General features: G+C 69.1%; 16 protein-coding genes and 1 tRNA gene. 5 read left to right on the forward strand and 12 right to left on the reverse strand.

Annotated elements, in window-relative coordinates; all coding sequences use genetic code 11:
• The first annotated feature begins 17 nt into the window (after positions 1–17).
• Positions 18–782: an SDR family NAD(P)-dependent oxidoreductase gene (locus AB0D53_RS32260; protein WP_362452692.1), complete on the forward strand. Its 765-nt coding sequence runs from the start codon at positions 18–20 to the stop codon at positions 780–782.
• Here the strand turns inward: AB0D53_RS32260 and AB0D53_RS32265 are convergent.
• The 10 genes from AB0D53_RS32265 to AB0D53_RS32310 form a co-directional block, all read right to left on the reverse strand.
• Positions 730–1,008: a hypothetical protein gene (locus AB0D53_RS32265; RefSeq protein WP_362452694.1), complete on the reverse strand. Its 279-nt coding sequence runs from the start codon at positions 1,006–1,008 to the stop codon at positions 730–732. The two genes, AB0D53_RS32260 and AB0D53_RS32265, sit on opposite strands and share 53 nt — an antisense overlap.
• A gap of 220 nt (positions 1,009–1,228) precedes the next feature.
• Complete coding sequence (locus AB0D53_RS32270) at positions 1,229–1,420, reverse strand: CsbD family protein (RefSeq protein WP_362452695.1); 192 nt, start codon at positions 1,418–1,420, stop codon at positions 1,229–1,231.
• Positions 1,421–1,621: 201 nt separating this feature from the next.
• Positions 1,622–2,005, reverse strand: coding sequence for a helix-turn-helix transcriptional regulator (locus tag AB0D53_RS32275; protein ID WP_018105285.1), 384 nt, complete (start codon positions 2,003–2,005; stop codon positions 1,622–1,624).
• 109 nt (positions 2,006–2,114) lie between these two features.
• Positions 2,115–2,624: a CinA family protein gene (locus tag AB0D53_RS32280; protein ID WP_362452697.1), complete on the reverse strand. Its 510-nt coding sequence runs from the start codon at positions 2,622–2,624 to the stop codon at positions 2,115–2,117.
• Positions 2,621–3,325: a CDP-diacylglycerol--glycerol-3-phosphate 3-phosphatidyltransferase gene (gene pgsA / locus AB0D53_RS32285; protein ID WP_362452698.1), complete on the reverse strand. Its 705-nt coding sequence runs from the start codon at positions 3,323–3,325 to the stop codon at positions 2,621–2,623. Before pgsA ends, AB0D53_RS32280 begins: the two co-directional genes overlap by 4 nt.
• A complete protein-coding gene (gene rimO, locus AB0D53_RS32290) occupies positions 3,322–4,797 on the reverse strand; it encodes a 30S ribosomal protein S12 methylthiotransferase RimO (protein ID WP_329819274.1) in 1,476 nt (491 codons plus the stop codon). The genes pgsA and rimO overlap by 4 nt, the downstream gene beginning before the upstream one ends.
• A gap of 147 nt (positions 4,798–4,944) precedes the next feature.
• Positions 4,945–5,745: a RodZ domain-containing protein gene (locus AB0D53_RS32295; protein WP_362452700.1), complete on the reverse strand. Its 801-nt coding sequence runs from the start codon at positions 5,743–5,745 to the stop codon at positions 4,945–4,947.
• A 213-nt stretch (positions 5,746–5,958) separates the two neighbouring features.
• Positions 5,959–8,727 carry a DNA translocase FtsK gene (locus AB0D53_RS32300; RefSeq protein ID WP_362452702.1) on the reverse strand — a complete coding sequence of 923 codons (2,769 nt, stop codon included), beginning with the start codon at positions 8,725–8,727 and terminating at the stop codon, positions 5,959–5,961.
• Between the two features lie 262 nt (positions 8,728–8,989).
• The gene (locus AB0D53_RS32305) at positions 8,990–9,664 is read right to left on the reverse strand and encodes a response regulator (RefSeq protein WP_362452703.1); all 675 of its coding nucleotides are present in this window, start codon (positions 9,662–9,664) and stop codon (positions 8,990–8,992) included.
• A gap of 244 nt (positions 9,665–9,908) precedes the next feature.
• Complete coding sequence (locus AB0D53_RS32310) at positions 9,909–15,338, reverse strand: HAMP domain-containing protein (RefSeq protein ID WP_362452705.1); 5,430 nt, start codon at positions 15,336–15,338, stop codon at positions 9,909–9,911.
• A 412-nt stretch (positions 15,339–15,750) separates the two neighbouring features.
• On the opposite strand from AB0D53_RS32310, the gene AB0D53_RS32315 reads away from it, so the two are divergent.
• From AB0D53_RS32315 to AB0D53_RS32330, 4 genes are all read left to right on the forward strand, one after another.
• Complete coding sequence (locus AB0D53_RS32315; protein ID WP_362452706.1) at positions 15,751–18,384, forward strand: SpoIIE family protein phosphatase; 2,634 nt, start codon at positions 15,751–15,753, stop codon at positions 18,382–18,384.
• Between the two features lie 235 nt (positions 18,385–18,619).
• On the forward strand, positions 18,620–18,991 hold the full coding sequence (locus tag AB0D53_RS32320; protein WP_362452708.1) for a metalloregulator ArsR/SmtB family transcription factor: 372 nt from the start codon (positions 18,620–18,622) through the stop codon (positions 18,989–18,991).
• A complete protein-coding gene (locus tag AB0D53_RS32325; protein WP_362452709.1) occupies positions 18,988–19,449 on the forward strand; it encodes an SRPBCC family protein in 462 nt (153 codons plus the stop codon). The genes AB0D53_RS32320 and AB0D53_RS32325 overlap by 4 nt, the downstream gene beginning before the upstream one ends.
• A gap of 47 nt (positions 19,450–19,496) precedes the next feature.
• Positions 19,497–19,850, forward strand: coding sequence for a VOC family protein (locus AB0D53_RS32330; RefSeq protein ID WP_362452711.1), 354 nt, complete (start codon positions 19,497–19,499; stop codon positions 19,848–19,850).
• A gap of 57 nt (positions 19,851–19,907) precedes the next feature.
• Here the strand turns inward: AB0D53_RS32330 and AB0D53_RS32335 are convergent, their stop codons facing one another.
• Positions 19,908–20,219 (reverse strand): hypothetical protein, encoded by a 312-nt coding sequence (locus tag AB0D53_RS32335; protein ID WP_362452712.1) that lies wholly within the window; start codon positions 20,217–20,219, stop codon positions 19,908–19,910.
• A gap of 254 nt (positions 20,220–20,473) precedes the next feature.
• Positions 20,474–20,546, reverse strand: a tRNA-Thr gene (locus AB0D53_RS32340).
• Positions 20,547–20,824: the final 278 nt, after the last annotated feature.

The following is a 20,824-nucleotide window of genomic DNA, read 5'->3' on the forward strand; positions in this document are numbered from 1 at the left end:
GGCCGTACCGTCCGGTCATGTCCCTCACCGCGTACGACCTCACGGGCCGCTCCGCGTTCGTCACCGGCGCCGCGGGCGGTATCGGCCGAGCCTGCGCAGTCCTGCTCGCGGCCGCGGGTGCCACCGCGCACTGCGCGGACCTGGACGAGAAGGGCCTGCTGGAGACCCGAGAACTGATCACCGGGGCGGGCGGCACGGCCCGCATCCATGCCCTCGACGTCACCGACCGCGGCCGGGTCGCGGCCGCGGTGGCCGCCGCGGGCGACCTCGACATCCTGGCCGCCGTCGCCGGGATCATGCACACGAGCACCGTCCTGGAGACCTCGGACGAGGATCTCGACCGCGTCCTCGCGGTCAACTTCAAGGGCGTGCTGTACGCCTGCCAGGAGGTGGCCCGCACCATGATCGCGCGCGGCGCGCCCGGCTCACTGATCACCATGGCCTCGGGGGCGGTCGACTCCGCGGGCCCGGGGCTGCTCTGCTACAGCGCGGCCAAGGCGGCGGTCGTCCAGCTGACGAAGACACTGGCGACCGAACTGGGGCCGCACGCGATCCGCGTCAACGCCGTCGCCCCGGGCTGGATCCGTACCCCCATGACCGCCCGCCACGACGCGGACCGGCAGCACCGGGCGGAGGCGACGATGGCGCGGTTCTCCCCGCTCGGACGGGTGGGCGAACCCGAGGACGTGGCCCACACCGTGCTGCATCTCGCTTCCGACGCGTCGGCCTTCATGACCGGCCAGATCCTCCGCCCCAACGGCGGCGTAGCCATGCCCTGGTAGCCCGTCCGCCCCGCTCCGCCCACCGCATCCCGACACCGAACCAGCGCCCCGCTCCCGCCGGCCCGGCGGTCGCGGCCGCGTGCACGGGCAGCAGGCTCAGCCCCCACCCACCCGCCGCCACCGCACCCTCGACAAGCCCCGCACGGGCCGGTTCCAGCGCGAGCCGCAGCACGGCCCACCACCACACCCCGCCGAGAACGAGCGCCGGCACCCATCGCCGTACCATGGCTGCCTCCTCCGGCCTGATCCAAACGAAGGACCCTAGTGCGGCGCGCTCGCCCGGCGGGAGGGCGCATCGGCGCACCACCGGCGCCCTGTGCACCGCCAAAGACCGTTACGCGCTCCTGGCAGTCTCACCCGGCAACACCCGGGCCGCATCCAGAACGAGCAGCACCACGGCATCACCGAGCCCCCACGGCTTCGCGTGGGGGCTCGGCCGGAAGCTGTCAGTGCTCGTCGCGGCGCAGCGAGTCCTTCGTGCCCTTCGCGCGCTTCTCGGCATCGCTCATGGCGCCCTTGGCCTGACCCTTGGCCTGGTCCATCTTGCCTTCGGTCTCCTTGCGCCGGTCGCCGGTCATCTTGCCCATGGCTTCCTTGGCCTTGCCCTTGATCTTGTCCTTGGCGCCTTCGTCAACCACTGCGACTCCTTCGGGTAGGGGCGAGCCGGGGAACGACTCCCCGCTCAGCACCACCCACGATGGCATAAATGAAACAAAACGGTCATTCGAGAACGTTTCATTGCCCCATTCGAATTCGGCCCTCTCCGGAGCACACAAAAGCCCCGGCCGCCCCCTCAAGGGGCCGACCGGGGCTTTGTGCTTCACACCGGACCGCGCGGGTCAGGCGGCGACGACATCCACCGCTTCCGCGGGCGCCTTGATGGTCACCCGTCCCGTCGGCACACCCGCCACCGACGTCACGGAGACGGAATTGAGCATGGGCCGCACCGGCACAGGCACCGGATCGCTGGCTGCTGCCGACTCGGCCAGTTCGGCCAGCGACAGCTCATCGCTCACTTCACGCATGAGCTCGGACATCCGTACGTCAAGCGCGTCGCAAATGGCGGAGAGCAGCTCGGAGGATGCCTCCTTCTGCCCCCGCTCCACCTCGGAGAGATAGCCGAGCGAGACTCGGGCGGACGAGGAGACTTCGCGCAGAGTACGGCCTTGGCGCTGGCGCTGCCGACGCAGCACGTCACCAAGCAGGCGACGGAGCAGAATCATCGGTGGCTCCCTCCTCGGACCGCGTAGCCGCATCCTTCACGCCCCACCGTACCGCCTCGCGCCGCGGCCGTGCGGGGAGCGATGTCGTGTTCACTCAGGGCTGCAAACATCAATTCCCCCCGTTCTGTTCCGTATCCTGTGCCCTTGCATGCTTGCCGAGTTCGGCGGAGAGCAGCTCGAGCACGCTCCGTACGCTCTCTCTACGGATGTCCGCCCGCTCGCCGTTCAATCTCAGCTCGGCCATATTCTCCACCCCGCCCGGCCCGGCCACCGCGACATAGACCGTGCCCACGGCCCTGCCGTCCTGCGGCTCGGGGCCCGCGACCCCGGTGGTGGCCACGCCCCAGTCCGCACCGAGAACGCGGCGCACACCGGCTGCCATCTGCCGCGCCACCTCCGGGTCGACCGCCCCGCGCTCCGCCAGCAGAACGCCGTCCACTCCCAGGACGTCCTGCTTCAGGGGCGTCGCGTACGCCGTCACGGAACCCCGGAAGGACTTCGAGGCACCCGGCACGGAAGTCAGCTCCGCCGCGACCAGACCGCCGGTCAGCGACTCGGCGACGGCGAGGGTCTCCCCCCGCTCCACGAGCAGCTCCAGCACCCCGGCCGCGGCAGTCACCGCTCGGCCTCCGCCGAGTCACGGCTTCCCGCGGCCCCGGCGGCTTCCGCGGCGGCCCGCTCGGCCGCGAGCCCCTTGCGCCGCAGCACGACGGCCTGGCGCACATAGTCGAGGCCGGTGACGACCGTCAGCACGACGGCCACCGCCATCACCCAGAAGCGCAGCGTGGCCAGTGGACCGGTCAGCGCCAGGACGTACATCCCGACGGCCGTCCCCTGCGCCAGGGTCTTCATCTTCCCGCCACGACTGGCCGGAATCACCGCGTGCCGTATCACCCAGAAGCGCATCAGCGTGATGCCGAGCTCACGGAAGAGGATCACGCCCGTGACCCACCAGGGCAGATCCCCGAGATACGAGAGACAGATCAGCGCCGCGCCCATGATCGCCTTGTCCGCGATCGGGTCGGCGATCTTCCCGAAGTCGGTGACCAGGTTGTAGGTGCGGGCCAGATGACCGTCGAACAGGTCGGTGATCATGGCGATGGCGAAGGCCGCCCAGGCGAACGACCGCCAGGCCGGGTCGTACCCCCCGTTGTGCAGCAGCAGCAGCACGAAGCCGGGCACCAGCACCAGCCGCAGCATGGTGAGCAGATTGGCGATGTTCCACAGGCTGGCCTGATTCACGGCCGCAGTGCCCAGCTTGCCGCCGCGGACCGGCTTCGCGCCGGAGCCACCTGCCGCGGATGCCGGGACACCCGTCATCTGGCCGCCTCCATGAGTCCGGAACACTCGGCCACCAGGTCCACTCCTTCGGTGCCCACGACCTTTGCCTCGACCATAAGGCCGGGCACGAGGCCCTCGCGTGTGGTGAAGAGCACCTGGCCGTCCGTCTCGGGAGCCTGGTGCGCCGCACGCCCCACCGCGCCGTCCTCGTCGTCCACGGACTCGACGAGGACCTGGAGTGTCTCGCCCAGGCGCTCCTCGGCCCGCTGCGAGGTCAGCTCCTCGGCCAGCTGCGAGATGTGCGCGAGCCGCTCGGCGATGACATCGGCGTCCAGCTTGTTCTCGTAGCCGACCGCCTCGGTGCCCTCCTCGTCGGAGTAGCCGAAGACGCCGATGGCGTCGAGTCGGGCACCGGTGAGGAAGCGTTCCAGCTCCGCCAGGTCGGCCTCGGTCTCGCCGGGGAAGCCCACGATGAAGTTGGAGCGGGCACCGGCCTGCGGCGCCTTGCCGCGGATCGTGTCCAGCAGTTCCAGGAACCGGTCGGTGTCGCCGAAGCGGCGCATCGCCCGCAGCACGCCGGGGGCCGAGTGCTGGAAGGACAGGTCGAAGTAGGGCGCGACCTTCGGCGTCGAGGTCAGCACGTCGATCAGGCCGGGGCGCATCTCGGCCGGCTGGAGGTAGCTGACCCGGATCCGCTCGATGCCCTCGACGTCCGCGAGCTCCGGCAGCAGCGTCTCCAGCAGCCGGATGTCGCCGAGGTCCTTGCCGTACGAGGTGTTGTTCTCGGAGACCAGCATGACCTCCTTGACGCCCTGCTCGGCCAGCCAGCGGGTCTCCTGGAGCACGTCCGAGGGGCGCCGCGAGATGAAGGATCCGCGGAAGGACGGGATGGCGCAGAAGGAGCAGCGGCGGTCGCAGCCGGAGGCGAGCTTCACCGAGGCGACGGGGCTGGTGCCCAGCCGGCGGCGCAGGGGTGCCCGCGGTCCGGAGACCGGCGCGACCCCCTCGGGGAGGTCCTCGGGCGCGGGGGCCGGTTCGGCCTCCTGGGCGTGCCCCGGCAGGGCCACGGCCGCGTCCTGCCGTTCGGCCGGGCTGATCGGCAGCAGCTTGCGGCGGTCACGCGGGGTGTGCGAGGCGTGGACGCCGCCGCTGAGGATGGTCTGGAGGCGGTCGGAGATGTCGGCGTAGTCGTCGAAGCCGAGGACGCCGTCCGCCTCGGGCAGGGCCTCTGCGAGGTCCTTGCCGTAGCGCTCGGCCATGCAGCCGACGGCGACCACGGCCTGGGTCCGGCCGTGGTCCTTCAGATCGTTCGCTTCGAGCAGGGCGTCGACGGAGTCCTTCTTGGCGGCCTCGACGAATCCACAGGTGTTGACGACGGCCACATCCGCGTCGGAGGCGTCCTGGACGAGCTCCCAGCCGTCCGCTGCCAAGCGGCCTGCGAGCTCCTCCGAGTCCACCTCGTTACGGGCGCAGCCAAGAGTGACAAGGGCGACGGTACGGCGTTCGGGCATGGGCTCAAGACTACTTTGTCCCGGCACTCGCCCTGCCGCGCAGGGTTCCACCGTTACACCGAGTAACAAATGCGGCGAGCGCCCGGCTGGATTGCCGGGCGCTCGCCGTGTCGTCGATGCCTCCGGAGGAGACGGTGTGTGTACGGGTCAGCCGACCGCCGGGTCGCCCTTCGTGTACGAGAGCCGCTCGACCTGGCCGGGCTGGAACTTGTCCTCGACCTTCTTGCCGTTCACGAAGAGCTCGATCGAGCCGGCGTCACCGAGAACGAGGTCGACCCGCTCCTGGTCCTGGAAGGTCTTGGTCTGGCCCTTGAGCAGCAGACCGTCGAAGAGCAGCCGCCCGTTGTGGTCCTTGGCGGAGATCCAGCTCTTGCCCTGGCTGGCGTCGAGCCGCACCGTCACCTTGTCCCTGGGGGCCGCGGCGATGGCGCTGTCGGAGGGCGCCGGCTTGGGGTCGACGGTCTTGCCGGTCTTCGGCTTGGGAGTCTTCGTGTTGGGTGCCGAACCCTCCGCGAGCTGGGTGGCCGCGGGGGTGTCGTCACCGCCCTTGAAGAACGTGAAGCCGACGAAACCGACGACGGCGACGATCGCCGCGACCATGGCCGCCGTCCAGTTGGGACGCCGGGGTTCGGAGCGGATTCTCTCGGCCTCGAACAGCGGCGCCGCGGGGGTGGGTGCGGGACGGCCGCCGTGTTCCGCGTCGTACTGCGAGACCAGCGGTTCCGGATCGATCCCGACGGCACGCGCCAGCGTGCGGATATGGCCGCGCGCGTACACGTCGCCGCCGCAGCGGGAGAAGTCGTCCTCTTCGATCGCGTGCACGATGGGGATGCGCACCCGGGTGGACGAACTGATCTCTTCGACCGTGAGACCTGCGCCGATGCGAGCCTGCTGGAGCACTCGACCGATCGAAGGCCGGTCGTCTTCGGGGGAGTTGCCGATGGACACGGGGGCGCCTTTCGAGCGTGAGCCACCTGCTGGGTGTTCAGTCTAGGGGGGTTACGAAAGGGTGGGGCAACCGGGAGGGAGGACTTTGTCCTCCATCGGACTCGAACACCGTCCGATTCGCCGGACCGTCCCGGGAGGGACAATTCTGCCGCCCCTCCCTCCAAGTTGACGTACGACCCGGCGAAACGGTTGCCCGTACTTCACCTACTTCTCCTACGGAGCGGATTCCCCGCGGATCAGCGCCAACACGCCGTCCAGCTCGTCGGGTTTCACCATGACGTCGCGGGCCTTGGATCCCTCGCTGGGCCCGACGATGTTCCTGGACTCCATCAGGTCCATCAGCCGGCCGGCCTTCGCGAAGCCGACCCGGAGCTTGCGCTGGAGCATCGAGGTGGACCCGAACTGGGTGGAGACGACCAGCTCGGCGGCCTGGCAGAGCAGATCCAGGTCGTCGCCGATGTCCTCGTCGATCTCCTTCTTCCTGGCCGTGCCGACCACCACGTCCTCGCGGAAGACCGGCGCCATCTGATCCTTGCAGTGCTGGACGACTGCCGCGACCTCGTCCTCGGTGACGAAGGCGCCCTGCATACGGGTGGGCTTGTTCGCCCCCATCGGCAGGAACAGACCGTCACCCTTTCCGATGAGCTTCTCGGCGCCGGGCTGGTCGAGGATGACCCGGCTGTCGGCCAGCGACGAGGTGGCGAAGGCGAGCCGGGAAGGCACATTCGCCTTGATCAGACCGGTGACGACGTCGACCGAGGGCCGCTGGGTCGCGAGCACCAGGTGAATACCGGCGGCGCGGGCCAGCTGGGTGATCCGGACGATGGCGTCCTCCACGTCGCGCGGAGCGACCATCATCAGGTCGGCGAGCTCGTCGACGATCACCAGCAGGTACGGATAGGGCGAGAGCTCGCGCTCACTGCCCTCCGGCGGCTTGACCTTGCCGTTGCGGACGGCCTGGTTGAAGTCGTCGATGTGCCGGTACCCGAACGCGGCGAGGTCGTCGTAGCGCAGGTCCATCTCCCGCACCACCCACTGGAGCGCCTCGGCGGCGCGCTTCGGGTTGGTGATGATCGGCGTGATCAGGTGCGGGATGCCCTCGTACGCGGTCAGCTCGACGCGCTTGGGGTCCACCAGGACCATCCTGACGTCGTCCGGGGTCGCCCGCACCATGACCGAGGTGATCAGGCAGTTGATGCACGACGACTTTCCGGAACCGGTCGCACCGGCCACCAGCACGTGCGGCATCTTCGCCAGGTTGGCCATCACGTAGCCGCCCTCGACGTCCTTGCCGAGCGCGACCAGCATCGGGTGGTCGTCCTCCGCGGCGTCCGCGAGGCGCAGCACATCGCCGAGGTTGACCATCTCCCGGTCGGTATTGGGGATCTCGATGCCGACCGCGGACTTGCCCGGGATCGGGGAGATGATCCGGACGTCGGGACTGGCGACGGCGTAGGCGATGTTCTTGGCGAGCGCGGTGATCCGCTCGACCTTCACCGCCGGGCCGAGCTCCACCTCGTACCGCGTGACCGTCGGTCCACGGGTGAAACCGGTGACGGCGGCGTCGACCTTGAACTCGGTGAAGACGTTCGTCAGCGCGGCGACGATGGCGTCGTTGGCGGCGCTGCGGGTCTTGCCCGGGCCGCCGCGCTCCAGCAGGTCGAGCGAGGGCAGCGAGTAGGTGATGTCGCCGGAGAGCTGGAGCTGCTCGGCGCGGGCCGGCAGCGGCTGGGACTGCGAGTCGGGGACGGACTTGGTGAGATCGGGTACGCCGCCCGCGGGCGGTGGCTGCTTCACTCCTCCGGAGGAGGGTTCGCCCTCCCTGGCGCCGGGGACCGGTGTGCCCGGGCGTTCACGCTCGGCGGAGACGCCCTGGGTGAGGTCGGCGACGAGCGGCGAGGGCGGCATGCCGTTGAGCACGGCTCCGTCGAGGGCGGCGGCCGCGGCGGCCGCCACGTCCACCGCGTCCATGGTGCGGTTCATCGCGGGCTGCACGGACGGCCTGCGCGGCCTGCGGCGCTTGGAGAGCGCCTCGGCCTCGGCGTGCTCGGGGTCGTACTCGTCGGGCACTTCGGAGCGGCGTGCCGGGGAGCGGCGGGAGCGGGCCGGAAGCTGCTCGCGCCACTGCTCCTCGTAGCGCTCGTCGTCGTTCTCCTCGTCCGCCTCGGGGTCGTACTCCGGGTGGAGGAGGCCCAGCTTGGTGCCGAGCAACCGGAGCCGTTGCGGGATGGCGTTCACCGGGGTGGCGGTGACGACCAGCAGCCCGAAGACGGTGAGCAGCAGCAGCAGCGGTACGGCGAGAACCTCGCCCATCGTGTAGATCAGCGGCTTGGAGGCCGCCCAGCCGATGAGCCCGCCCGCGTTCTGCATCGCCGTGGTGCCGTCCTCCCGGCCGGGCGATCCGCACGCGATGTGGACCTGCCCGAGCACCCCGATGACGAGGGCGGAGAGCCCGATGACGATACGGCCGTTGGCCTCGGGCTTCTCCGGGTAGCGGATCAGCCGTACGGCGATGGCGCCGAGCAGTATCGGTACGAGCAGATCGAGCCGGCCGAAGGCCCCGGTGACCAGCATCTCCACCAGGTCGCCGACGGGACCGCGCAGATTCGACCAGGTGCCCGCGGCGACCACCAGTGCGAGCCCGAGCAGCAGCAGCGCGACGCCGTCCTTGCGGTGTGCGGGGTCGAGCCCCTTCGCGCCACGTCCTACGCCGCGGAACGTCGCTCCGACGGCGTGGGCCGTACCGAGCCAGACTGCGCGCGCCAGGCGGTAGACACCGTTGGTGGGCGACGGGGCGGGCCTGGGCGGGGCCGCTTTCTTCGCCGCCGCCTTCTTGGCGGGGGCCTTCTTCGCGGGCGCGGTCTTCTTGGCAGCCGTCTTCTTCGCGGGCGCGGCTTTCTTGGCCGGTCCCGCGGTACGGCCGACGCGCTTCGCGGTGCCCGCCGTGCCCTGGGAACCCTTGCCGGACGTACGTGAGGCCATGGTGCCGAGGTTACCGGTGTCCACGGCTGTTGACACGAGCGCGGCCCGCTTCACCCGTCCGTGTCGCTGTACAGGGGCGGCAAACTGACGTGACCTCACCGCCGGAGGTCCCGCTCACGGATCGTCGCACGTCGCCGTGCAAGGGGCAGTTGGGCCGGGAGCCCGGACAACCGCCGCGCCCCGGCCGGAAGTCGTACCACCGGACCACCGCCGACACGGCCGGCCCTCCCGGCAACCCGGCCGCGGCGAGTCGGCCGCGGCGTTACGAGGGAAGGGTGGCCGCGCCGCTTCCGGTGCCTGGCTCCAAGGCGTCCAGCGCCCGGCGCAGCCCGGTCAGCTTGCGCTCCAGATGGGCGGCGGTGGCCACCGCCGCGGCGTCCGCCGACTCGTCGTCGAGCTGCTTGGAGAGCGCCTCAGCCTGCTCCTCGACGGCCGCGAGCCGCGCCGAGAGCTCGGCCAGCAGTCCGGCGGGCTCCTTCTCGTGGTCCGCGCCGCCCCCGTCGCCCTCCAACTGGAGCCGAAGCAGCGCCGCCTGCTCACGCAGCTTGCAGTTCTTCATGTACAGCTCGACGAAGACCGAGACCTTGGCCCGCAGCACCCACGGGTCGAACGGCTTCGAGATGTAGTCCACCGCGCCCGCCGCATAACCCCGGAAGGTGTGATGCGGACCGTGATTGATCGCAGTGAGAAAGATGATCGGGATGTCCCGGGTCCGTTCCCGCCGCTTGATGTGCGCGGCGGTTTCGAAACCGTCCATGCCCGGCATCTGGACGTCCAGCAGAATGACCGCGAAGTCGTCCGTGAGCAGCGCTTTGAGCGCTTCCTCCCCTGACGATGCCCGTACCAGTGTCTGATCGAGCGCAGAGAGGATGGCCTCCAGCGCCAGCAGATTCTCCGGCCGGTCATCGACCAGGAGGATCTTGGCCTTCTGCACCATGGCCCGTCCTCCTCGCCCCGGAATTGCACCGGGCGCCGCCCCAGGGGACGACTCCCTTACGCCGTCCGTCCTTGTGCCGGTCATGGTAGCCGCACCCCGCCCGTCGCCACACCCTGTCACCGCGATGTCACTGTGCACACAGCAGAAACGCGGTGGGGGACCAGAAGGTTCCCCGTACAGCGCCCTCTCACACCCCTGCGAGCACGGTCAATCGGAGACTCATCGCAATTCACTCAACTAATGATCACTCTCCGCGCATCCACTGCTCCATTACGGAAAGAAGATGATCAGGATCGACGGGCTTGGTGACATAGTCGGAAGCGCCGGATTCGAGCGCCTTCTCCCGGTCGCCCTTCATCGCCTTCGCCGTCAACGCGACGATCGGCAGCCCGGCGAACTGCGGCATCCGGCGGATCGCCGTCGTCGTGGCATAGCCGTCCATCTCCGGCATCATGATGTCCATCAGTACGACCGTCACATCGTCGTGCTGTTCCAGGACTTCGATGCCCACGCGCCCGTTCTCCGCGTACAGCACCGAAAGACCGTGCTGCTCCAGCACGCTGGTGAGCGCGAAGACGTTGCGGATGTCGTCGTCGACGATGAGCACCTTCTCGCCACGGAACCGGAACGCCCTGCGGACCTCGGGTTCCTCCTGCCCGGCGAGCGTCCACGGCTCCTGCGGAGCCGCCGGCGCGGTGCTCCGGGGCGGCAGTGCGGGCCGCCGCTCCGCACTCTCCAGGCTCTTGCGACGGCGCCGCATCAGACCGGCCGCACCGGCCGGTCCGGGTGCCGCGGCCGCGTTGCCGGCACCCGGACCGGCTTCCGGCAGCAGCCCCTCATCGATCGCCACGCCCTGCGTCTCGATGGGCCCGGGGCCGATCTGCGGGTATCCCTGCGGCGGCAACTCGCTCGGGTGCAGCGGCAGATACAGCGTGAACGTCGAGCCTCGGCCGGGCTCGCTGGCCGCATGGATCTCGCCGCCCAGCAGCCGGGCGATCTCCCGGCTGATGGACAGCCCGAGCCCCGTACCGCCGTACTTGCGGCTGGTCGTGCCGTCCGCCTGCTTGAACGCCTCGAAGATCACCCGCATCTTGCTGGAAGCGATCCCGATCCCGGTGTCGGTGACCGAGAACGCGATCAGGTCGGCGTCCGCGTCACGCAGTGAGCCGGCCTCCAGGAGCTGCTCACGGATGGCGTTCGGCACATCCTCGTTGGCGTGCCGGATGACCAGCTCGACCGCCCCGCTGTCGGTGAACTTCACCGCGTTGGAGAGCAGGTTGCGCAGCACCTGCAACAGCCTCTGCTCGTCCGTGTGCAGGGTCGCCGGCAGTTCCGGCGAGACCCTCACGGAGAAGTCGAGCCCCTTCTCCGCCGTGAGCGGCCGGAAGGTCGCCTCCACGTAGTCCACCAGCTGGACCAGTGCGATCCGGGTCGGGCTGACGTCCATCTTGCCCGCCTCGACCTTCGTCAGATCGAGAATGTCGTTGATCAGCTGGAGCAGATCGGAACCGGCCCCGTGGATCGTCTCGGCGAACTCCACCTGCTTGGGCGAGAGATTGCCCTCGGCGTTGTCCGCGAGCAACTTGGCCAGAATGAGCAGCGAGTTGAGCGGCGTACGCAACTCGTGCGACATGTTCGCCAGGAACTCGGACTTGTAGCGCATCGAGACCGCGAGCTGCTCGGCGCGCTCCTCCAGGACCTGACGGGCCTCCTCGATCTCGGTGTTCTTGACCTCGATGTCGCGGTTCTGCTGCGCGAGCAGTTCGGCCTTCTCCTCCAGTTCGGCGTTGGACGCCTGGAGCGCCTTCTGCCGGTTCTCCAACTCCTGTGAACGGTCCCGCAATTGCGCGGCGAGCTCCTGCGACTGTTCGAGGAGCTTCTCGGTCTTCGTATTGACGCTGATGGTGTTGACGCTCGTCGCGATCATTTCCGCGAGCTGGTTGAGGAAGTCCCGCTGAATATGGGTGAACGGCTGGAAGGACGCCAGCTCGATCACGCCGAGCACCTTCCCCTCGAAAAGCACCGGCAGCACGATCACATGTGCGGGCGGCGCTTCGCCGAGACCGGAGGAGATCTTCAGATAGCCCGGCGGAACGTTGTCCACCTGAATGGTCCGCTTCTCCTCGGCAGCCGTGCCGATGAGCGTTTCGCCCGGCCGGAAGGACGTCGGCATCGAGCCCGCCGAGTATCCGTAGCTGCCCCTCATGCAGAGTTCGTACGAGCCCTCCGCATCGCTGTCCGGGCCCACCGCGCCGGTGTCCCCCGTCGGCATGGCCAGGAAGAACGCACCGTGCTGCGCGGACACGACCGGTGTCAGCTCGCTCATGATCAGCGAGGCCACGTCGTCCAGGTCGCGGCGCCCCTGCATCAGGCCGGAGATCCGGGCGAGGTTGCCCTTGAGCCAGTCCTGTTCCTTGTTGGTCGCCGTGGTGTCGCGCAGATTGGCGATCATGGTGTTGATGTTGTCCTGGAGGGCCTGGATCTCGCCGGCCGCGTCCACATCGATCTTCAGGTTGAGATCGCCACGGGTCACCGCGGTGGCGACGGCCGCGATGGCCCGCACCTGACGGGTGAGGTTTCCGGCCATCTCGTTCACCGACTCGGTGAGGTCGCGCCAGGTGCCGTCGACGTCCCGGACCCGGGCCTGGCCGCCCAGCTGCCCCTCCGTGCCCACCTCGCGGGCCACCCGGGTCACCTGCTCGGCGAAGGAGGACAGCTGGTCGACCATCGTGTTGATGGTGTTCTTCAGCTCCAGGATCTCACCGCGCGCGTCGATGTCGATCTTCTTGGTGAGGTCGCCCTTGGCGATGGCGGTGGTGACCGCGGCGATCTGACGCACCTGACCCGTCAGGTTGGACGCCATCGAGTTCACCGACTCGGTGAGGTCCTTCCACGTACCGGAGACCCCGGGCACCCTGGCCTGGCCGCCCAGTTCGCCCTCCGTGCCCACCTCGCGGGCGACTCGCGTCACCTCGTCGGCGAACGAGGACAGGGTCGTCACCATCGTGTTGACGGTGTCCGCCAGCTCGGCGACCTCACCGCGCGCCTCGACGGTGACCTTCTTGCGCAGATCGCCGTTGGCGACCGCCGACGAGACCCGGGAGATGTTCCGCACCTGGCTGGTCAGGTTGTTGGCCATCAGGTTGACGTTGTCGCTGAGGTCCTTCCAGATGCCCGTCGCACCCGGCACCCGGGCCTGGCCGCCGAGAATGCCCTCGGTGCCCACCTCACGGGCCACCCTGGTCACCTCGTCGGCGAAGTTCAACAGCTGGTCGACCATGGTGTTGACGGTCGTGACCAGTTCGAGGATCTCGCCCCGGGCGTCGACGGTGATCTTCTTGGAGAGATCACCGTTGGCGACCGCGGTGGTGACCTCGGCGATGTTGCGGACCTGCATGGTCAGGTTGTTCGCCATGCCGTTGACGGACTGGGTGAGGTCCTTCCACGTACCGGACACCCCCTGTACCTCGGCCTGGCCGCCGAGGATGCCCTCCGTGCCCACCTCGCGGGCGACCCTGGTCACCTGCTCGGCGAAGTTCGAGAGCTGGTCGACCATCGTGTTGATGGTGTTCTTCAGCTCCAGGATCTCGCCCCGCGCGTCCACATCGATCTTCTGCGACAGGTCACCCCGCGCCACCGCGGTGGCGACCTGCGCGATGTTACGGACCTGAGCGGTGAGGTTGCCCGCCATGCCGTTCACCGAATCGGTCAGATCGCGCCACACCCCGGCCACACCGGGCACCTGCGCCTGCCCGCCCAGCCGCCCGTCGGTACCGACCTCACGGGCGACCCTGGTCACCTGCTCCGCGAAGGCGGAGAGCTGGTCGACCATCGTGTTGATGGTGTTCTTCAGCTCCAGGATCTCGCCCCGCGCGTCCACATCGATCTTCTGCGACAGGTCACCCCGCGCCACCGCGGTGGTCACCTGCGCGATCTGGCGCACCTGCGAAGTCAGGTTCCCGGCCATGAAGTTGACGGAGTCGGTGAGCTCCTTCCAGGTGCCCGAGACGCCGTCCACCCGGGCCTGGCCCCCGAGGCGGCCCTCCGTACCCACGTCACGCGCCATCCCCGTCACCTGATCCGCGAAGCTGGAGAGCTGCGACACCATCGTGTTGACGGTGTTCTTCAGCTCCAGCATCTCGCCCGCGACATCGACGGTGACCTTCTGCGTCAGGTCACCGTTGGCCACCGCGGTCGTCACCTGCGCGATGTCGCGCACCTGCCCGGTGAGGTTACGGAATGCCGCGTTCACCGAGTCGGTGAGGTCCTTCCAGGTCCCCGCCGCACCCGGCACCTCGGCCTGACCGCCGAGCCGGCCCTCGACACCGACCTCCCGGGCGACCCGGGTCACCTGCGAACCGAAGGCCTGGAGCTGGTCCACCATCGTGTTGACGGTGTTCTTCAGCTCCAGCATCTCGCCCGCGACATCGACGGTGACCTTCTGCGACAGGTCACCGTTGGCCACCGCCGTGGTCACCTGCGCGATGTCCCGCACCTGGGTCGTCAGGTTCCGGAAGACCGTGTTCACCGAGTCGGTGAGGTCCTTCCAGGTCCCCGCCGCACCCGGCACCTTCGCCTGACCGCCGAGCAGACCCTCGCCACCGACCTCGCTGGCCACCCGGGTCACTTCGTCCGCGAAGAGCCGCAGCGTGTCGGTCATCTGGTTGATGGTCTCGGCCAGCTGCGCGACCTCGCCACGGGCGCTCACCGTGACCTTCTGGGACAGGTCGCCGTTGGCGACGGCCGTGGTCACCTCGGCGATACCGCGCACCTGGGAGGTGAGGTTCCCGGCCATCGTGTTGACGGAGTCGGTGAGGTCCTTCCACACCCCGGCCACACCCGGCACGGTCGCCTGCCCGCCGAGCTCGCCTTCCGTGCCCACCTCACGGGCGACCCGGGTCACCTCGGAGGAGAACGACGACAGCTGGTCGACCATCGTGTTGACGGTGTTCTTCAGCTGAAGCATCTCGCCGGCCACATGGACGGTGACCTTCCGCGACAGATCGCCCTTGGCGACCGCCGTCGTCACCAGGGCGATGTCGCGCACCTGCGCGGTCAGCCGGTACGCCATGGTGTTCACGGAGTCCGTGAGGTCCTTCCACGACCCGGACATCCCGCGCACCTGGGCCTGTCCGCCCAGCTTGCCCTCGGTACCGACCTCGACCGCGACCCGCGTCACCTGCTCGGTGAACGCCGACAGCTGGTCGACGAGGCTGTTGACCGTACGGGCGACCTTCAGGAACTCGCCGCGCAGCGGCCGTACCGTCTCGTCGGACGTGTGCGAGCGCAGTTCCATCCGCTGTTCGAGATCACCGTCGGCCACCGCCGACAGCACCCGCCCGACCTCCGAGACCGGGCGTGCCAGATCGTCGACGAGCTCGTTGGAGGCATCGATCGCGGCGGCCCAGGAGCCCTCGCAGGCTCCCGTCTCCAGCCGCTCGGTGAGCTTCCCCTCACGTCCGACCACCCGCCGCACCCGTGCCAGCTCACCGGTGAGATGCAGATTGCGGTCGGCGACCTCGTTGAAGACCGCCGCGATCTGCGCCATCACATCGTCGCCCGAGACGGTCAGACGCCTGCGGAAATTCCCGTCGCGCATCGCCACGAGGCCCGCCAGCAGTCTGTTGAGCGCCGCCGCGTCGACGTCGATGGTTCCATTGCGCTGTTTCTTCACGGACTGTCCGCCTTTTGTGCGCGTGCTTTTGCCCCGCGCCGCCACGCCAGACTCCACCGTGTCCCTCCCGCAGGGGTTGACCGTATCGCTCGGGCCTTGTCTGGGAGCTTGCCCAGATCTTCTTTGGCTCACCGCCACGGACCACCGTCGACGGGTGACCATGGGGACGTCAAATCGTTGAAACGTACCAGGCCCTACGCAGCCGGGGTGCAAGCTCCAAGGGTTGTCCCGCATCACCCGGCTGAGAAGCCCACACTTGTCCGTTCACAGGTCCGTTCCTGCTCGCTCCTGCCCGAAGTCGCCCCTCGTGTATCCGGCACCGAGACCGAGCGTCTAGCCTGGCAGGCGAATCGAAGCGGCGAGAAACGGGCACAGGACTCGGGGAAGCGACGAGACACCAATGGGGAGTGCTGTGATCACCGCGCGCGCGGCCGCCACCTTCGACCCGGTCGGGCGCTCGGTCGCGACCGCCCGCGCCTTTGTCCGCGACACCCTGCAGGGGTGGGGCTACACCGATGTCGTCGACGACGCGGTCGTCCTCACCAGCGAGCTGGTGACCAACGCCGTGATCCACGCGGGCACCGCGGCGGATGTGCTCTGTCTGCGCACGGAGGACGGCGTCCGGATCGAGGTCTCGGACCACTACCCGGAACGCGAGGTCCCGCTCCAGAGCGCGGGCCCGGACTTCGGCAGCCCGGACCGCGAGAACGGCCGAGGGCTGCTGCTCTGCGCGGCACTCGCCACCCGGTGGGGCGTCGAGTACTCGCCCACCCGCAAACATGTCTGGTTCCAGCTCGACCTGCCTGAGCGCCCGGTGGGCATCCGCTCGGCGGGCCCGCTGCTCCCCGTGGGACTGCTCCCCGTCGCCGACGAACGCGTCCGGGTGGCGGTCGTCCAGATCGACAGCGCCGGCTCCATCGCGGCCTGGAATGAGGACGCCGCATTCCTTTTCGGTCATACCGCGGATCAGGTCACCGGGAAACAGCTCACCGACTTCACCGCCTGGCCCCAGACCCCCGGCACCAACACGGGCATCGTCGACGCCCTCCAGCTCTCGCGCTGGGAAGGCAGTTACGGGATCCGGGGCGACGACGGCCGGGTCATCCCCGTCTACGCCTCGCACCTTCGGGTCCGCGACACCCACGGCGATCCCTCGACCGTCTGCCTGCTCGTCCGCGACTACGAACGCGCCGTGCTCCAGTCGCCGGCCCGCGCACCGGTGTCCGACACGAGCGCCGAGAGCGGCAAGACGGACCCGTTCGAGATCTTCATCGGCTCCCCCGCCCCGGACGACCTCGACGGCCTGCTCCAGCGCACGGTCGAACGGGCCCGCGACATGCTCGACGCCGATGCGGCCTTCCTGCTGCTGGCAACGGACGACGAGACGGAACTGGAGGTACGGGCCACCACGGGCCTGCCCTCCGCCCGCCAGCGTTTCGCCCGCGTCCCGGTGGAGGCCGGAACCGGACGGTACGGATCCGCCCGGATGCCCGCCGTCCACGAGGACCTCGACAACGTGCCGGGCGCCGTCCCGCTGCTCGGCGGGACCGGGATGCGTTCCGTCGTCACCGTCCCGCTGAAGGTCGAAGGGCGGCTGACGGGCTCCCTCGGCGTCGCCGCCGAAGCGGCCGGCCGCTACTCGAACGAGGAGGCCCTGCGCCTGCAGTTCGCCGCGGACCGGATCGCGCTGGCGGTCGAGTCGGCCCGTCTGGGCGAGCTGGAGCGCCTCCGCCGCGGTTCCCTCTCCTTCCTCGTCGAGGCCTCCGACCTGCTGGCCGGAACCCTCGACCGGGACCAGACCCTGGCGCTGATGGCCCAGATGACGGTCCCCACCCTGGCCACCTGGTGCGCCGTGTACACGATCGCCGACCAGTCGTCCGAGCCATACCTCTCCTACGTACTGCACGAGGACGAGGAGCGCATCGACGGGCTCAAGGCCCTGCTCTCCAAGATCGCACCGCCCGACCCCGTGCCGACCCCCGGCGCCCGCGTCTGGACCGCCCCGTCCGAGGCCGCCCACCAGGCGGCCCTGCGGAGTTCGATGCGCACGCTGGGCCTCGGTGAGACCGGCCGGCTGGTCGAACCGGGAAGGCTGGGCTCCGGCATCCGTACGACGCTCGCCACCGCAGCCGCGGTGGGCGGCGAGACGGTGGTCCTGCCGCTCGTGGCCCGCAACCGTGTCATCGGCATGCTGACGCTGGGGAAGCCCTCCGACGACCATTTCCGCCAGGAGATCCTGGAGTTGGCCGAGGACCTCTCCCGCCGCGCCGCCCTGGCCCTCGACAACGCCCGCCTCTACTCGGAGCGCATGGCGATCAGCCAGTCCCTGCAGCGCAGTCTGCTGCCGCCGGGGCTGCCCGACGTCCCCAATGTCGAGATCGAGGTCATCTACCGCGCCGCCGGCGAGGGCAACGAAGTCGGCGGTGACTTCTACGACGTCTTCCCGATCCGCGACGGCGCCTACGGCTTCGCCATCGGTGACGTATGCGGTACGGGTCCGGAGGCCGCGGCCGTCACGGGCCTCGCCCGCCACGCCCTGCGCCTCCTCGCCCGCGAGGGCTTCGGCAGCCCCGCGGTCCTGGAGCGGCTCAACGCCGCCATCCTGGACGAGGGCGCCCGCAGCCGCTTCCTGACCCTCCTGTACGGCGAGCTGTGGCCCCAGGAGGACGGCAGCGCCCTTCTGAAGGTGGTCTGCGCGGGACACCCGCTGCCGTTGCGCCTGCGTCAGGACGGTTCGGTCGAGGCGGCGGCCGAGCCCCAGCCGCTGCTGGGAGTCATCGAGGAACTCGAACTGTACGAGCAGACGGTGACCCTGGCCCCGGGCGATGTCCTGCTGTGCGTCACCGACGGCGTCACGGAACGCCGGGAGGGCACCCGCATGCTGGGCGACGACGGTCTGGCGGACGTCCTGTCCACCTGCACGGGCCTCACGGCGGGTGCGGTGGCGGCTCGCATCCTGCGGGCGGTGGAGCGCTTCGCCGCCGAGCCGGCCTCGGACGATATGGCCATCCTCGCCATGCGTGTGCCCGAGACTCCCAACCCCTAGACGAGCAAGTCCTATTGGATGTGGCTCCTTCTCGGGAAGGTGCCGAGCAGGGCATTCGGCAGTCGAGGCGCTCGGACTGCTGGAGCCTCGCCGCTGGCGGGCCCCGGCTCGGCTGAGAGCTGTCTGCCATCCGCCACACCGTCGTGATCCTCGCGGAGCCGAGGTGAATGACAGTATCGACAGATACTTAACCAGTCTCTTTACTATTCGGGGATGCGTCCCCATAGTTAAGTACATGCCTAAACAACAGGTGGACCTAGACCGGGTCTTCCAGGCGCTGGCAGATGCCACCCGCAGGGACATGGTCCAGCGGCTGGTCGGGGCACCGGCCTCGGTCAGCGTCCTGGCCCAGCCCTACGCCATGTCGCTGCCCGCAGTGATGCAGCACCTCCAGGTGCTCGAGGAGTGCGGGCTGGTGCGCTCGGAGAAGGTCGGTCGGGTCCGCACCTGCCGGATCGAGCCCACTGTGCTACGCGCGGCGGAGGAGTGGCTCGCCGCCCAGCGCACCGCCTGGGAGAAGTGCCTGGACCGGCTCGGTCACCACCTGGCCACCAGCTGCGCCGTCCCCGACGACCTCACCGACTCCGGACGCGGGAAAAGGACATGACCGATCGCCAGATCACACACGCCACCTTCTGCCTCGAACGCCACTACCCGCCCCCGCCCGCCCGCGTGTTCTCCGCTTGGGCCGACCCGCAGGCCAAGGCCAGCTGGTTCTCCGGCGTCGACGCCACGCACGAGCTGGATTTCCGGGTCGGCGGACACGAGGTCAACCGGGCCCGCCGCACCGACGGTGTGGAGCTGGTCTTCGAGTCCTGGTACCGCGACATCGTCCCGGACCAGCGGCTCGTCTACACCTCCACCCTCAACGCTGGCGACGAACTGGCGACGGTGTCGCTGACCACGGTGGAGTTCCACCACGAGGGCGCTGGCACCCGCCTGGTCCTGACTGAGCAGGGCACCTTCCTCAACGGCAACGAGGAGCCGAGCTGGCGCGAGCAGGGCACCGGCGCATGGCTCGACGCGCTGGGCAACTTCCTCCGAATCCACGAGTCCGGGACTTGAGCCCCCGGCAGACGCCGGACACCAAACAAAGCAGCAGGGGAACCGATATGACGATCCAACGACTGCTCGCCCAGATGACCGTCACCGACCTGGACGCGGCGACCGCCTGGTACACCGCGCTGTTCGGGCGAGGGCCCGACACCCGACCGATGCACGGCCTGGTCGAGTGGCACCTCTCCGACACCTACGGCGTCCAGGTCTGGGCCGACCCCAACCGCGCCGGACACTCGACCGCGATCCTGGCCGAGTCCGACCTCGACGAACGCCTCACCCAGCTCGCAGGCGCAGGCATCAACCACGGCGGAGCCCAGAACACAACCACCTCCCGCATCCTGCCCATCACCGACCCGGACGGCAACCGAATCGTCTTCACCAGCCCCTCAACCGGCACCGACCACTGACTCTTCAGCGGTCGTAGGCGATCAACGATCGAGTGATGGGTGCGCCGGTCAGGTTGTTCAGCCAGATCGCGGCGGCCATGGCCAGGATGCGCTGGGCGACGCGGATCGCGACGCCCGCGCAGCTGCGCCCCCGTGGCCTTCCAGGTCGAGCTGGCCCTTGAGAGTGTCGTTGACCGACTCGATCAGCTGGCGGACCTTCTTCAGCATCGGTTCGCCGTAGCGGTCCCTCTCGCGCTTGCGGGAGGGCCGCAGAAAGGTGATGCCGTAGTCGGCCAGCAGCCCTTCGAAGGCCCGGCCGGCGAAGCCCTTGTCAGAGATGAGCAGGATGCCGTCGTGCGCGGCAACGATGCCCGCTTCGACCTCCAGCATCGCGGCCAGCACCTCGCGTTCACCGATCTTCGGGTCTGCCAGGGCCTACAGGATCGGCATCCCGGCCGGAGTGCACACCAGGTACAGCCGCAGCCCCCACTGGCGACGCCACCACCAGGTCCGATCCCAAGCAAGCCAACACCATCGCCAGGCCGCAGCACCAGCATGATCACGATCTACCGCTGGAGTACCAGTACGGATGCATCAACAGGAAGGGCCCCCGCCGACTGGCGGGGGCCCTTCCTGTTCTTCTGAGCCCCAATGCGGAATCGAACCGCAGACCTTCTCCTTACCATGGAGACGCTCTACCGACTGAGCTATTGGGGCCTGCTGCGCTGTGGCAACGAGGTAAAGCATACCCCGAACTCAGGGATGCTCAAAACCACTGACCGCAGAAGACTCTGACGGGCTCTCACGGGGTCTTCCCCGCCCCTTCCACAACAATGCGGACGTGCTCGCACGAGGCCGGTCTCGACGGAACGACTCATCGGGTGACCGGTCGGTACATGCCTGTAAACGCAGAAAAGCCCCGTGCCACAAGGGCACGGGGCTTTCCCGTAAAAGGAGTTCGGCGGCGTCCTACTCTCCCACAGGGTCCCCCCTGC

Origin of the sequence: Streptomyces sp. NPDC048295 (genome assembly GCF_040652135.1) — a bacterium.
GTDB lineage: Bacteria > Actinomycetota > Actinomycetes > Streptomycetales > Streptomycetaceae > Streptomyces.

What these genes read in the sequence shown, in the direction of transcription:
- AB0D53_RS32260 (WP_362452692.1), top strand. Translation starts at nt 18, where the DNA reads ATGTCCCTCACCGCGTACGACCTCACGGGCCGCTCCGCGTTCGTCACC.
- AB0D53_RS32265 (WP_362452694.1), bottom strand. Translation starts at nt 1,008, where the DNA reads ATGGTACGGCGATGGGTGCCGGCGCTCGTTCTCGGCGGGGTGTGGTGG.
- AB0D53_RS32275 (WP_018105285.1), bottom strand. Translation starts at nt 2,005, where the DNA reads ATGATTCTGCTCCGTCGCCTGCTTGGTGACGTGCTGCGTCGGCAGCGC.
- pgsA (WP_362452698.1), bottom strand. Translation starts at nt 3,325, where the DNA reads ATGACGGGTGTCCCGGCATCCGCGGCAGGTGGCTCCGGCGCGAAGCCG.
- rimO (WP_329819274.1), bottom strand. Translation starts at nt 4,797, where the DNA reads ATGCCCGAACGCCGTACCGTCGCCCTTGTCACTCTTGGCTGCGCCCGT.
- AB0D53_RS32300 (WP_362452702.1), bottom strand. Translation starts at nt 8,727, where the DNA reads ATGGCCTCACGTACGTCCGGCAAGGGTTCCCAGGGCACGGCGGGCACC.
- AB0D53_RS32305 (WP_362452703.1), bottom strand. Translation starts at nt 9,664, where the DNA reads ATGGTGCAGAAGGCCAAGATCCTCCTGGTCGATGACCGGCCGGAGAAT.
- AB0D53_RS32320 (WP_362452708.1), top strand. Translation starts at nt 18,620, where the DNA reads ATGCCTAAACAACAGGTGGACCTAGACCGGGTCTTCCAGGCGCTGGCA.
- AB0D53_RS32325 (WP_362452709.1), top strand. Translation starts at nt 18,988, where the DNA reads ATGACCGATCGCCAGATCACACACGCCACCTTCTGCCTCGAACGCCAC.
- AB0D53_RS32330 (WP_362452711.1), top strand. Translation starts at nt 19,497, where the DNA reads ATGACGATCCAACGACTGCTCGCCCAGATGACCGTCACCGACCTGGAC.
- AB0D53_RS32335 (WP_362452712.1), bottom strand. Translation starts at nt 20,219, where the DNA reads ATGCTGGAGGTCGAAGCGGGCATCGTTGCCGCGCACGACGGCATCCTG.